The organism is Xenorhabdus bovienii SS-2004, assembly GCF_000027225.1.
Lineage (GTDB): Bacteria > Pseudomonadota > Gammaproteobacteria > Enterobacterales > Enterobacteriaceae > Xenorhabdus > Xenorhabdus bovienii_C.
Map to the genome: position 1 here is coordinate 636,448 of NC_013892.1, position 13,545 is coordinate 649,992.

8 protein-coding genes, 2 tRNA genes, 3 rRNA genes and 5 pseudogenes are annotated in these 13,545 nt (G+C 45.2%); 10 read left to right on the forward strand and 8 right to left on the reverse strand.

The window, feature by feature from the left end; translation table 11 throughout:
* Positions 1–252: 252 nt before the first annotated feature.
* The 4 genes and pseudogenes from XBJ1_RS02690 to XBJ1_RS19295 all read right to left on the reverse strand — a co-directional run.
* On the reverse strand, positions 253–891 hold the full coding sequence (locus XBJ1_RS02690; protein ID WP_012987214.1) for a LysE family translocator: 639 nt from the start codon (positions 889–891) through the stop codon (positions 253–255).
* 1 nt (position 892) lies between these two features.
* A complete protein-coding gene (locus tag XBJ1_RS02695) occupies positions 893–1,663 on the reverse strand; it encodes a 2OG-Fe(II) oxygenase (RefSeq protein ID WP_012987215.1) in 771 nt (256 codons plus the stop codon).
* Positions 1,664–2,213: 550 nt separating this feature from the next.
* A pseudogene (locus tag XBJ1_RS22250) lies at positions 2,214–2,538 on the reverse strand (IS110 family transposase); the annotation flags it as partial.
* Between the two features lie 880 nt (positions 2,539–3,418).
* A pseudogene (locus XBJ1_RS19295) lies at positions 3,419–3,544 on the reverse strand (transposase); the annotation flags it as partial.
* Between the two features lie 68 nt (positions 3,545–3,612).
* Between XBJ1_RS19295 and XBJ1_RS19300 the strand changes: the two are divergent.
* Positions 3,613–3,938 (forward strand): annotated as a pseudogene (locus tag XBJ1_RS19300) (transposase); the annotation flags it as partial.
* Positions 3,939–3,965: 27 nt separating this feature from the next.
* Here the strand turns inward: XBJ1_RS19300 and XBJ1_RS22255 are convergent.
* From XBJ1_RS22255 to XBJ1_RS22865, 4 genes and pseudogenes are all read right to left on the reverse strand, one after another.
* A pseudogene (locus XBJ1_RS22255) lies at positions 3,966–4,285 on the reverse strand (integrase core domain-containing protein); the annotation flags it as partial.
* A gap of 16 nt (positions 4,286–4,301) precedes the next feature.
* Entirely contained in the window at positions 4,302–5,189 is an 888-nt protein-coding gene (locus XBJ1_RS02710) for an IS982 family transposase (protein WP_012987221.1), read from the reverse strand.
* 97 nt (positions 5,190–5,286) lie between these two features.
* The gene (locus XBJ1_RS02715) at positions 5,287–5,808 is read right to left on the reverse strand and encodes an IS3 family transposase (RefSeq protein ID WP_049778793.1); all 522 of its coding nucleotides are present in this window, start codon (positions 5,806–5,808) and stop codon (positions 5,287–5,289) included.
* A gap of 21 nt (positions 5,809–5,829) precedes the next feature.
* Positions 5,830–6,060 carry a transposase gene (locus tag XBJ1_RS22865; RefSeq protein WP_012987223.1) on the reverse strand — a complete coding sequence of 77 codons (231 nt, stop codon included), beginning with the start codon at positions 6,058–6,060 and terminating at the stop codon, positions 5,830–5,832.
* Between the two features lie 123 nt (positions 6,061–6,183).
* Between XBJ1_RS22865 and XBJ1_RS19310 the strand changes: the two are divergent.
* From XBJ1_RS19310 to XBJ1_RS21840, 9 genes and pseudogenes are all read left to right on the forward strand, one after another.
* Positions 6,184–6,473 (forward strand): annotated as a pseudogene (locus XBJ1_RS19310) (transposase); the annotation flags it as partial.
* Between the two features lie 115 nt (positions 6,474–6,588).
* A complete protein-coding gene (gene gmhB, locus XBJ1_RS02725; RefSeq protein WP_012987224.1) occupies positions 6,589–7,155 on the forward strand; it encodes a D-glycero-beta-D-manno-heptose 1,7-bisphosphate 7-phosphatase in 567 nt (188 codons plus the stop codon).
* 373 nt (positions 7,156–7,528) lie between these two features.
* Positions 7,529–9,071 (forward strand): 16S ribosomal RNA (locus XBJ1_RS02730).
* A gap of 83 nt (positions 9,072–9,154) precedes the next feature.
* A tRNA-Glu gene (locus XBJ1_RS02735) sits at positions 9,155–9,230 on the forward strand.
* A gap of 186 nt (positions 9,231–9,416) precedes the next feature.
* Positions 9,417–12,326: ribosomal RNA gene (locus XBJ1_RS02740) — 23S ribosomal RNA — on the forward strand.
* Between the two features lie 86 nt (positions 12,327–12,412).
* Positions 12,413–12,528: ribosomal RNA gene (gene rrf, locus XBJ1_RS02745) — 5S ribosomal RNA — on the forward strand.
* Together the 16S, 23S and 5S rRNA genes with 2 tRNA genes alongside form the textbook arrangement of a ribosomal RNA operon.
* 73 nt (positions 12,529–12,601) lie before the next feature.
* Positions 12,602–12,678, forward strand: a tRNA-Asp gene (locus XBJ1_RS02750).
* 296 nt (positions 12,679–12,974) lie between these two features.
* Positions 12,975–13,094, forward strand: coding sequence for a hypothetical protein (locus XBJ1_RS22870; RefSeq protein ID WP_419184840.1), 120 nt, complete (start codon positions 12,975–12,977; stop codon positions 13,092–13,094).
* Between the two features lie 240 nt (positions 13,095–13,334).
* Positions 13,335–13,541, forward strand: coding sequence for a hypothetical protein (locus XBJ1_RS21840; protein WP_162467458.1), 207 nt, complete (start codon positions 13,335–13,337; stop codon positions 13,539–13,541).
* Positions 13,542–13,545 lie beyond the last annotated feature (4 nt).

Consider the following 13,545-nt stretch of genomic DNA (forward strand, 5'->3'; position numbering starts at 1 on the left):
CAAACAAAAGAGTTAAAGAACAATATTGATATTTTAAGTTTAAATATTAATCAAAGTATGCTCGCACCCTGCCTCAATACGTTAGCAAATGCTCATTCTTCGTTCCTTCAAACATGATTAGATTTGGTGACCATCTAAGTGGTCACCTTAACTTTTTTACGCTATTAACCTGATACAGAAGCCATTTGTCAATTTTAGAATAATTGCATATTGGCACTGGGAAATTAGTTACAGATTCTGTATCGAAGGAATTCATACAGATATAAATAATAACCGAATAGCAAAACTGATAAGTACAATCCCCATTACTCTTTCAAACCAATACCCTTTTTCCATGAATTTATTACGAATCAATACATTCGAAAAAATAACACTAACCAGCACAAACCATACTGTATTAGCTATACACATCCACAAGCCATAAAAGACTTGTATCAGAATAGGTGTATTAATACTCACCACGGTCGTAAAAACTGCTAAAAAGAACAATGTTGCCTTAGGGTTAAGAGCATTTGTCATAAACCCCATCAGAAATGCTTGCCATTTACTTTGTGAGGTCTGAATAATATTTTTACTTTCCAAAGTATCCGGATTGACAGGTTTACTTTTAATAAATTTGATACCGAGCCATATGATATAAAGTGAGCCTACCAGTTTTGCCATTTCCATTAACCATGGGGTGGAATGCATTAATGAACTGATTCCCACCAGTGTATAGACTACATGTACTGATATACCTGCACCAATACCTATTGCCGTGCATACCCCAGCTAAACGACCAAATTTTACACTCTGCTGTATGGTCACAGCGAAATCTGGGCCTGGTGCTACTACTGCTAAAAAATGAATCATTGCTAGCCCTAGAAATTCTCCCCAATAATTAGATAGCATGTTAACTCCAGAATGACAGAGGAGCTGCTTCTCCACGATAACCTATAAAGCAAGACAGACTTAAACGTGAGCTACCGATACCAGCAGTTACAGCGTGCATACATTGGGCATTAAAAATCAAAAGTTCGCCCGCGTCCGGTTGAACCTCTAGTGCCGGTTTTCCAAGCAAAGAAGGTTCAATACCATAACTATCCCTGCGCATAGAATCAAATTCTTCAGGAGATAATTTATTTTTCCAAACTTGTAAAGCACCACCTTCATTAGGCATAGAAAGATAAACATTAGCGGCAAACTGTGCCTGAAGGCTCTTGGCTCTGAAACTATCTGGAGCATCTTTAGCAAAAATATCATGATGTGCAAGAAAAGTCACTCCGGGTTCAACTACCCTTGACAATCCCACATACATTTTCTTCCCATAAAGTGTTTCGAGTTGAGCCCCTGCTGGCCAAACTTCGTCTAAAACGCATCTCAGTTGATCTATTGGTGATAGATAAGGTGAACAACGCTGCCTCAGTTCGTTGATATTATTGAGCACATTTTCAAAATAATCTGCTACACGGAGTGCCTTATTTTCTGTCTCGTAAAATGCCATCCCGATCCGACCTATACTCGGCGCATTTAAATATTTATCAAATCCTTTTCCTAATATTTTTTCACTTATTTTTTCAGCTAAGGAAGTAGGAATAAATTTTTTTATACGTATGGCTAAAATTTCTTGTTTAGCAAGTTTTTCTATACATGCGCTATTAAGACGATCTGTTTCTATAATCATAATTATCTCTTTTTTATTTATTAATGAAATTCGAAAGTGTTGCTAGTTACAAACCACTTTATAATGTACTATTTCGCATTTTTATGTTTTTATATCTTTTTATTTTTATAAATGTCTTTATATAATAGTAATGTTCTCAAAAAGGTATATTTCGTACTCCGCACTGTATACAGAATATAAGAGTCTTCTACAATTTTAAAATGTTATTTAGTCATGTCTCATGCGAGAGTCTCACTTATTATATGAATTCAGGTTTTAACTCTTATTCCAGGGCGAGAGCGTGAACGTTTTCTAATCTTAAGTTATGTGTAATACAATTTATATATGGATTAAAAACGCTCAATTTAGTCTTGTTCAAGTATTGAAAAGTATTTCATTTAAATCAATTAACCAAAAAATAATCATTTATGCTCTCTATATGAACGCGTTTCATTTGTAAGATAATAGTGACTTTGACATCGACGGTAGTCTGCAGTTTTATATTATTACCGTTGCCCCTGCAACCTTTTTGCATTCATCCTCGTAGTTAATTAAATCAAATGTCAGTAATCTTTATCGCTACGGATTTTCTGGGCTGCTGAACTGCCATCCAAATTGTCCGTGAATCCATCACGTCATTTTTGTTTCCCATCATATCGGGAATGCTGTCACAAATTTGGCCTGAAACAGACGAATCTCGAACCCTAATTTTTGAGTTCTCACGCCCAATAGTGAGTTCCCCTACAGGCTTCTATGCCGATAAGGCTCCCGGTTGCCAGGGAGGGGAATTACTGCCGCTGGAGCTACTTATCGACGACTTCACTAGTATATTCATCGACAAAATGAACCTGCATCAGATGTTTTGCAATATCGAAGCCAAACGGAGTATATTTCATGGGTGGTTCTTCCTGTTATCAGGGAGCAATAAGCTTCACGTATTTAGGCACTATAAGGTTGGAAATCTGTGAGCAACCATGCCTCATCTCTCACTTCCAACACTGTGGTTGGGATGCGTTCGTTACATTCCCTGTCATTGTGAATATACATCAATAACAAGGAATTTGAATAATAACATAGAACAGATATTCGCCATTGTGTTTTCATATTCTATTATGTCAAATTATAAGATATTTTATTATTTTAAATCACAAAGTGTCTTATTAGCTCTCCTATTAATCTACATAATAGTTATATTAAATTCAAGTGATAAATATACTATTTTATAGTGAAAAGATTATTTGGTGTGATTTTCTGTGAATATAAAATTGTTATAATATAACTATTTCTATAATTAATTTAAATTAAAACAATGTATTGCATTGTTTTAATGACTAGGATTACATTAATGTTTATTTAAAAAATAATAATCAATGTAAAAAATAACAAATATTATTATGCTATTATTAAATAATTAATATGGTGAATTAAAATTTCGGACAGAGTAGTCGCAAAAATATATCGCACATGAAATCCCAGATTAAGTAACCTTATATCTTGATTATCACTTTTACAGAGCGATAATCCCCTGACTGATCATCAGGGATGCTGTTGTGAGTTTGTTATTATTAATCTGAACCTGAAATGGGTCATTCAATGGAGTTCGTCATTCAGAGTAAATCACAATTTATGGCCTCCCACGTTTTTGCAACACTGATTTTGATACATTGTTGGTTTGCTTCAATCTATCCGGAGTCTCAATGAGCAAATGTGTCCGCGCCTTAGTGAGGTTTGCACCTGACCTGACGAATCTAACAACAGCCCCAGCTTCACTGAGCCATTGACATTTACAGGTTTAACACGGCCACCTGTTCCTGTTTGCCGGGGAACCAAACCCAGATAGGTGGAAAACTCCCGGCCTGATCGGAAAGTGGTCGGATCCCCCATCGTAGAGATGGCCGCTGTAGTCCGTGTCCCTTAATGCAAATTGATAGTATTATCATCTGGACTGTTTTCAATACGGGAAAAAGATGATGGCACGTTACGACATTCCTGATGAGGCATGGATATTGATAGAACCTTGCTTGCCCCTATTCATTCAAAGCGAGCAGGACGTCCACATGCTGAACACCGCCGTGTCATGAATGGGATGTTCTGGGTGCTATGTTCAGGGACACTGTGGCGCGACTTACCGGAATGTTATGGGCCTTGGAAAACGGTCTATAACCGATTTAACCGTTGATCAAAATCGGGCATTATCAATAAGATATTTAATCGGTTACTGTCCATTCTGGATGAAAAAGGTTTGATTGACTGGGCTGAAATTTTTCTGGATGGCAGCAATATTCGCGCGAGTAAAGATGTTCTGCTCAAGACAAGAAAAATCGGACACTATTACAAAGGCCATTTCATCTTCCACAGGTGTTAAATCATTATTGGCCGTGTGCAATCGTGTTAAATTGTAATAATGCAGATAATCCAATACATTTTTTTCATCTCTGCCTGGTTTTCATGATGGGTTTTGAAGAGCTAATCATGTTTCAAACTGCCAAAGAAACGTTCGACAAAAGCGTTATCCCAACATGCCCCGACATCCCCCTGGCTTGCTCTTATGTCATAACTGCTGAGCAAGTCCCGGTATTGCTGGCTTGTATATTGGCTCCCTCTATCACGATGAAAAACACAGCCTTGTGACGGCTGACGTAAGTAACCTGAGATCGGTTTAAGCCATTACTTGAAGTCCTGTTTTCTCGGTATTTGAGAGATTCAGTGATGGCTTTTTTGGCTTCAAACAATAGGCAATCAAACCGCCCAGCAAATTCAACATGAAGCCATGTAAGCTCCGATGGCGAGAATGCTCAATCTGAGTGATATTTTTCAGTTGGTCATTAATAGTCTCAATAATGAATCGCTTAGCGAGCATCGCTCTATCCCAAGCCGCTAATAATTTGGGTTTCATATTTTTGCGTTGCCCTGTGACCAATGTGATGCCTTCCATTTCTAACTCTTCCGTTAAGGCTTTGCTTATATAACCTTTGTCTGCATAGAGTTTATCTAAAAGCCCCTTGGAAAGCGCCTTAACTGGGGTTCTATCATCAACATTAGCTGACGTGAGCTTCGTGGCGACAATCTCACCAAGATGGTTAACGATAATGTGTAGCTTAAATCCGTAGAACCATCCCATTGTTCCTTTCCCTCTAGCTGCTGCCCCTTTAAAAACTTGATGCCGTGGTATTCGCAGGTTATGGCACACTTTAATGCGGGTTGAATCAATGAATTCGAGGCCTGTTGGCTGGCCTTTTAGGTGGGTAAAGAAGGAGCTTAATGGAGCCAAAACCGTCGGCATGACCTCAAGAAAACGTGTGTAGCTCAATAATGAGGGAAAGTCTTTTTTGTGGTATACCGTCATGAACCCAATATAAAAATGTTTAAAATCACGCTGATGGGACATATGGAAGGCAATGATAATCGTCATGATTTCACTGGTTGTCATTCTTGTTGGGCGTAACCGCTGGCATTGACCACTTTCAATCAGATATTTTTGCCATTGAGGCATGAACAATTTGCAAAAATCATCGACATGACAAAATAAGTCAACTAAATTATGCATAGCGGGTTCCTCAGTGAAAAGTTTCTTTTTTGGTCAAAAGATCTGATCACAGAACCCGCTTTTAGTTCTCTTCTTTTTTGTTTCTCTTATCCCGAGTTCAGGTTAAGTAATACGCATTCATTAAAGCCTGGCTGATTAAGGTCGTATCTATTTCCGTTGAGATCTGCCATCCCACTGTCCGACGTGAGTACAAATCCATCACAATAGCTAGAGATAACCAACCTTCGGGCGTCTTCAAATAGGTGATATCTCCAGCCCAAACTTCATTCGGCGCCAACGGATTAAAGTTCCGGTTAAGTAGATTACAGGCTGTTGATATCGCTTTATCTTTGCGCGGAGCCCGGTAGCGCTGCCGCTGTCTGACGGATAATCCGCGCTGATTCATAAGCTCTCGGGTCCGATAGTCACTGATGGTAAGGCCTTCTTTGCGTAATTTTTTCGCCAACATCCGATAGCCTAAACTTTCCCGGCTTTCTTTAAAGAGCGCCGTCGCTTTTCGGTTTAATGCTTGTTGCTCATCAGAAAGTAACCGAACGGGTTTTGCCTGCCAGGCATAAAACGTGGAACGACTGACTTTCATCACGCGACATATATTGGCAAATGGGAAATGGCTCTGCATGTTCCTTTATGAACCCACATTTTACAGCAGTTCTCCCGCAAAGAAGGCGCTCGCCTTCTTTAAGATCTCCTTCTCCATTTTCAGCTGTTTATTTTCTTTACGAAGCTGCAACAACTCCTGTCGCTCATCGGGGGTTAAAGCACTGGGTTTAGATTGCTCAACATCATGTTTCCGCCACGTATACAGGAGTTTTGTTGGAATACCTAAGGTTTCAGCTGCCTGTGGGACTGTATAGCTCTGTTCAACAACCAGATTGACCGCTTATCTTTTAAAGTTATCGGTAAATTTTTGGGGTGATTTTCGTTTCATAAAGACACTTTAATTAAAGTCATTCTATTCCTTTACCAAAGTGTCCGAATTTATTAAAGCACAATACCGCCTTCGGACTTTGTGATAGCTGACAAGGGGTACGATAGTCAGGCATTCAGAACTGATATTGAACAACAAGGGGCAACAGCAGTTATTCCCTACCGAAAAATAATCTAAAATCGGATAAAAAGGTTGATAATGGTTTATATCGTTATCGTCATTTAGTCGAAAATGGGTTTGCCAGAATCAAACATTTTCGTGCAATCGCAACAAGATACGATAAATTGGCGCGAAATTACGCCAGCACATTGGCACTGGCATTTGTCATTATATGGTTACCCATGTGGCTCGAGTAAATGATGAATGTAAAACGTCAACACGCCCTAGTATCATCTAATTTATATCCTCACCTTATTATTCAGTCATAAATCATGCGATACTGTCTGCTTTGTACGTTCTTGGAGCAATCAAGTGACTCAAAGTATTCCCGCTGTATTTTTGGATCGTGACGGCACGATTAACATCGATCATGGTTATGTTCATGAAATAGACAATTTTCAATTTATTGATGGCACGATTGAAGCCATGCTCGAATTGAAAAAAATGGGTTACGCACTGGTATTGGTAACTAATCAGTCTGGTATTGCTCGAGAAATGTTTACAGAAGATCAATTTTTGCAGTTAACAGAATGGATGGATTGGTCTCTGGCAGACCGAGGTGTCGATCTTGATGGCATCTATTATTGCCCGCATTATCCCGAAGGGAGTGCTGACGCATATAAGAAGAACTGTCATTGCCGCAAACCGCAACCGGGTATGTTATTGGATGCACAGAAAGAATTAAGCATCGATATGTCAGCTTCTTATATGGTGGGAGATAAAATAGAAGACATGCTGGCAGCAAATGCAGCGAATGTAGGAACAAAAGTGCTAGTTCGTACTGGAAAAGCGGTAACAGAAGCAGTAGAACAGGCTGCTGATCTGGTTATTAATAGCCTTATAGATCTTCCAAATGCGATAAAAAATAGGCAAAAATAGCCTTTTTGCCTGAATTATAATCACTTGGGTAAATAATTACAAAAAAGGCTTGTCTAAATCAGAAATCTCCCTATAATGCGCCACCACTGACCGACGCTGAGCGAAGACACGCCGCCGAGGACAGCGGGAGAAAAGCCCTGAAAATAAAGGCTTGACACCCGGCGAGGAAAGCGTAAGATACGCAGCCTCACGGCACGGAGCCCTGCTCCGGTCGGACCGCTCTTTAACAATTTAATCAGACAATCTGTGTGGGCACTCACAAGACAGTATCGACAGCATCGCAAGATGCCGAAAACTTTAAAGTCTTAAAGAGTGACTAAAACAGTTAATTCATTACGAACTAACAGTAACAATTCTTTGAGCATCAGACTTTTAATTGAAGAGTTTGATCATGGCTCAGATTGAACGCTGGCGGCAGGCCTAACACATGCAAGTCGAGCGGCAGCGGGGGGAAGCTTGCTTCCCTGCCGGCGAGCGGCGGACGGGTGAGTAATGTCTGGGGATCTGCCCGATGGAGGGGGATAACCACTGGAAACGGTGGCTAATACCGCATAACCTCTTTGGAGCAAAGTGGGGGACCTTCGGGCCTCACGCCATCGGATGAACCCAGATGGGATTAGCTAGTAGGTGGGGTAATGGCTCACCTAGGCGACGATCCCTAGCTGGTCTGAGAGGATGACCAGCCACACTGGGACTGAGACACGGCCCAGACTCCTACGGGAGGCAGCAGTGGGGAATATTGCACAATGGGCGCAAGCCTGATGCAGCCATGCCGCGTGTATGAAGAAGGCCTTCGGGTTGTAAAGTACTTTCAGCGGGGAGGAAGGCAACAGCGTAAACAGCGTTGTTGATTGACGTTACCCGCAGAAGAAGCACCGGCTAACTCCGTGCCAGCAGCCGCGGTAATACGGAGGGTGCAAGCGTTAATCGGAATTACTGGGCGTAAAGCGCACGCAGGCGGTCAATTAAGTTAGATGTGAAATCCCCGGGCTCAACCTGGGAACGGCATCTAAAACTGGTTGACTAGAGTCTCGTAGAGGGGGGTAGAATTCCACGTGTAGCGGTGAAATGCGTAGAGATGTGGAGGAATACCGGTGGCGAAGGCGGCCCCCTGGACGAAGACTGACGCTCAGGTGCGAAAGCGTGGGGAGCAAACAGGATTAGATACCCTGGTAGTCCACGCTGTAAACGATGTCGATTTGGAGGTTGTGCCCTTGAGGCGTGGCTTCCGGAGCTAACGCGTTAAATCGACCGCCTGGGGAGTACGGCCGCAAGGTTAAAACTCAAATGAATTGACGGGGGCCCGCACAAGCGGTGGAGCATGTGGTTTAATTCGATGCAACGCGAAGAACCTTACCTACTCTTGACATCCTCAGAATCTGCCAGAGATGGCGGAGTGCCTTCGGGACCTGAGAGACAGGTGCTGCATGGCTGTCGTCAGCTCGTGTTGTGAAATGTTGGGTTAAGTCCCGCAACGAGCGCAACCCTTATCCTTTGTTGCCAGCACGTGATGGTGGGAACTCAAGGGAGACTGCCGGTGATAAACCGGAGGAAGGTGGGGATGACGTCAAGTCATCATGGCCCTTACGAGTAGGGCTACACACGTGCTACAATGGCAGATACAAAGAGAAGCGACCTCGCGAGAGCAAGCGGAACTCATAAAGTCTGTCGTAGTCCGGATTGGAGTCTGCAACTCGACTCCATGAAGTCGGAATCGCTAGTAATCGTAGATCAGAATGCTACGGTGAATACGTTCCCGGGCCTTGTACACACCGCCCGTCACACCATGGGAGTGGGTTGCAAAAGAAGTAGGTAGCTTAACCTTCGGGGGGGCGCTTACCACTTTGTGATTCATGACTGGGGTGAAGTCGTAACAAGGTAACCGTAGGGGAACCTGCGGTTGGATCACCTCCTTACCTGAATGATAGTGATTGTGCAGTGTCCACACAGATTGTCTGATGAAAGAAAATGAGCAGGAATGCCCGCGAAGAAGACTTGAGTCCCCTTCGTCTAGAGGCCTAGGACACCGCCCTTTCACGGCGGTAACAGGGGTTCGAATCCCCTAGGGGACGCCATCCTGTTCAGGCACTGTGTGAAAGGCAGGGTCACCGAATTATTGGTAAACGGACTGTCAAGTCGGTTTACCAATAACGCTCTTTAACAATCTGGAACAAGCTGAAAATTTGAAACAATCAGTGCCGTCATGGACGGGACTGGTGAGTCTCTCAAAACGCACACCCGAAGACACCTTCGGGTTGTGAGGTTAAGCGACTAAGCGTACACGGTGGATGCCTAGGCAGTCAGAGGCGATGAAGGGCGTGCTAATCTGCGATAAGCGCCGGTAAGGTGATATGAACCGCAATAACCGGCGATACCCGAATGGGGAAACCCAGTGCAATCCGTTGCACTATCCTGGCCTGAATTCATAGGGTCCGGAGGCGAACCGGGGGAACTGAAACATCTCAGTACCCCGAGGAAAAGAAATCAACCGAGATTCCCCCAGTAGCGGCGAGCGAACGGGGAACAGCCCAGAACCAACATCAGCATCAGCGTCAGGAGAACGGTCTGGAAAGGCCGGCAGTAAAGGGTGATAGCCCCGTATCTGAAGACACTGGTGGTGTGAGTTCGACGAGTAGGGCGGGACACGTGGTATCCTGTCTGAACATGGGGGGACCATCCTCCAAGGCTAAATACTCCTGACTGACCGATAGTGAACCAGTACCGTGAGGGAAAGGCGAAAAGAACCCCGGCGAGGGGAGTGAAATAGAACCTGAAACCGTGTACGTACAAGCAGTGGGAGCCTTGATTTATCAGGGTGACTGCGTACCTTTTGTATAATGGGTCAGCGACTTATATTCTGTAGCAAGGTTAACCGTTTAGGGGAGCCGCAGGGAAACCGAGTCTTAACTGGGCGTTAAGTTGCAGGGTATAGACCCGAAACCCGGTGATCTAGCCATGGGCAGGTTGAAGGTTGGGTAACACTAACTGGAGGACCGAACCGACTAATGTTGAAAAATTAGCGGATGACTTGTGGCTGGGGGTGAAAGGCCAATCAAACCGGGAGATAGCTGGTTCTCCCCGAAAGCTATTTAGGTAGCGCCTCGTGAATTCATCTTCGGGGGTAGAGCACTGTTTCGGCTAGGGGGTCATCCCGACTTACCAACCCGATGCAAACTGCGAATACCGAAGAATGTTATCACGGGAGACACACGGCGGGTGCTAACGTCCGTCGTGAAGAGGGAAACAACCCAGACCGCCAGCTAAGGTCCCCAAGTCATGGTTAAGTGGGAAACGAAGTGGGAAGGCTCAGACAGCCAGGATGTTGGCTTAGAAGCAGCCATCATTTAAAGAAAGCGTAATAGCTCACTGGTCGAGTCGGCCTGCGCGGAAGATGTAACGGGGCTAAACCATGCACCGAAGCTGCGGCAGCAACACTTAGGTGTTGTTGGGTAGGGGAGCGTTCTGTAAGCCTGCGAAGGTGTGCTGTGAGGCATGCTGGAGGTATCAGAAGTGCGAATGCTGACATAAGTAACGATAAAGCGGGTGAAAAACCCGCTCGCCGGAAGACCAAGGGTTCCTGTCCAACGTTAATCGGGGCAGGGTGAGTCGACCCCTAAGGCGAGGCCGAAAGGCGTAGTCGATGGGAAACGGGTTAATATTCCCGTACTCGGTGTTACTGCGAAGGGGGGACGGAGAAGGCTAGACCAGCCGGGCGACGGTTGTCCCGGTTCAAGCGTGTAGGTGGGAAGAATTGGTAAATCCGTTCTTCCGTGAACACTGAGGCGTGATAACGAGGCACTACGGTGCTGAAGTGGTTGATGCCCTGCTTCCAGGAAAAGCCTCTAAGCATCAGGTAACAGTGAATCGTACCCCAAACCGACACAGGTGGTCAGGTAGAGAATACTCAGGCGCTTGAGAGAACTCGGGTGAAGGAACTAGGCAAAATGGTGCCGTAACTTCGGGAGAAGGCACGCTGGCGCCAGGTGACGGGACTTGCTCCCCGAGCCGAGGCCAGTCGCAGATACCAGCTGGCTGCAACTGTTTAATAAAAACACAGCACTGTGCAAACACGAAAGTGGACGTATACGGTGTGACGCCTGCCCGGTGCTGGAAGGTTAATTGATGGGGTTAGCGGCAACGCGAAGCTCTTGATCGAAGCCCCAGTAAACGGCGGCCGTAACTATAACGGTCCTAAGGTAGCGAAATTCCTTGTCGGGTAAGTTCCGACCTGCACGAATGGCGTAATGATGGCCAGGCTGTCTCCACCCGAGACTCAGTGAAATTGAACTCGCTGTGAAGATGCAGTGTACCCGCGGCAAGACGGAAAGACCCCGTGAACCTTTACTATAGCTTGACACTGAACCTTGAACCTTGATGTGTAGGATAGGTGGGAGGCTGTGAAGTGCGGACGCCAGTCTGCACGGAGCCATCCTTGAAATACCACCCTTGAATGTTTGATGTTCTAACGCAGGCCCGTTATCCGGGTCGCGGACAGTGTCTGGTGGGTAGTTTGACTGGGGCGGTCTCCTCCCAAAGCGTAACGGAGGAGCACGAAGGTTAGCTAATCACGGTCGGACATCGTGAGGTTAGTGCAATGGCATAAGCTAGCTTGACTGCGAGAGTGACAGCTCGAGCAGGTACGAAAGTAGGTCATAGTGATCCGGTGGTTCTGAATGGAAGGGCCATCGCTCAACGGATAAAAGGTACTCCGGGGATAACAGGCTGATACCGCCCAAGAGTTCATATCGACGGCGGTGTTTGGCACCTCGATGTCGGCTCATCACATCCTGGGGCTGAAGTAGGTCCCAAGGGTACGGCTGTTCGCCGTTTAAAGTGGTACGCGAGCTGGGTTTAGAACGTCGTGAGACAGTTCGGTCCCTATCTGCCGTGGGCGTTGGAAGATTGAAAGGGGCTGCTCCTAGTACGAGAGGACCGGAGTGGACGCACCACTGGTGTTCGGGTTGTCATGCCAATGGCACTGCCCGGTAGCTAAGTGCGGAAGAGATAACCGCTGAAAGCATCTAAGCGGGAAACTTGCCTTGAGATGAGTCTTCCCTTGTCCCTTGAGGATACTGAAGGAACGTTCAAGACGAGGACGTGGATAGGCTGGGTGTGTAAGCGTAGCGATACGTTGAGCTAACCAGTACTAATGAACCGTGAGGCTTAACCTGACAACACCGAAGGTGTTTTGGTGAGAGAGAGAGACGCAGTTTCAAATGAAAAACAGCAGCTTGTTCGGGATTGAACACAGAATTTGTCTGGCGGCCATAGCGCGGTGGTCCCACCTGATCCCATGCCGAACTCAGCAGTGAAACGCCGTAGCGCCGATGGTAGTGTGGGGTCTCCCCATGTGAGAGTAGGGCACTGCCAGACATCTATTTAGCCAGTATGACTCATAAGCAGAAGTCTACTGAAGTTCCAGTCAAATGGATAAAAGAAATTCGGTGGTGCGGTAGTTCAGTTGGTTAGAATACCGGCCTGTCACGCCGGGGGTCGCGGGTTCGAGTCCCGTCCGCACCGCCACCTTATTTCGAAAACCCCTGAGATTTATCTCAGGGGTTTTTCTGTTTTCTTACTCCGGCGATACGATCAAATTTAAGAACCCGAAAAAATTTGTTGGTGGATATTAAGTGTGAACATCTGTAAGCGTACGGGGAACCCCATCTAGCCAAGATAAATTCACTGATTAAAATAGTTTCACCTATTCTGATGATGGAAAAAAACTCATGCGCCAATCCAAATTTACTCAAGCTGAGTGACTGGACATCTTTGAACAGCAGAAAAAATCCCCACTGACTGTCCCGCAGTTTTGCCAAAAAATCGGGGTTTCAACAACCCGCTTTTATCATCATCGCCAACGCGCCGCCGATTCACAAGAAAAATCTATGGTCACCCTCTTTTTTGCAACACTGATTTTGATTTATGATGGGCTTGCTTAAATCTATCCGGCGTCAATATGGGCAAGGATGCCCGCGCCTCAATGAGTTCCGCGCCTGATGCTCCTTTAAAAATCTATGGTCCCCACCTTTTTTGCAACACTGATTTTTGATTGATGTTGGCTTGCTTAAATCTATCCGGCGTCACTATGGGCAGGGATGCCCGCGCCTCGATGAGTTCCGCACCTGATAAGCCTAAAAATCTATGGTCCCCACCTTTTTTGCAACACTGATTTTTGATTGATGTTGGCTTGCTTAAATCTATCCGGCGTCACTATGGGCAGGGATGCCCGCGCCTCGATGAGTTCCGCACCTGATAAGCCTAAAAAACCGCACGGCTTCAGAGAGCCATTTTTTATGTCAGGATTCCATCAGGTCGATAAGCCGTTCATGTCATCAATAATCAGTCTTCGCAAAACCAGATTGGGAACTGCTTTAATTAACGATTAACCTG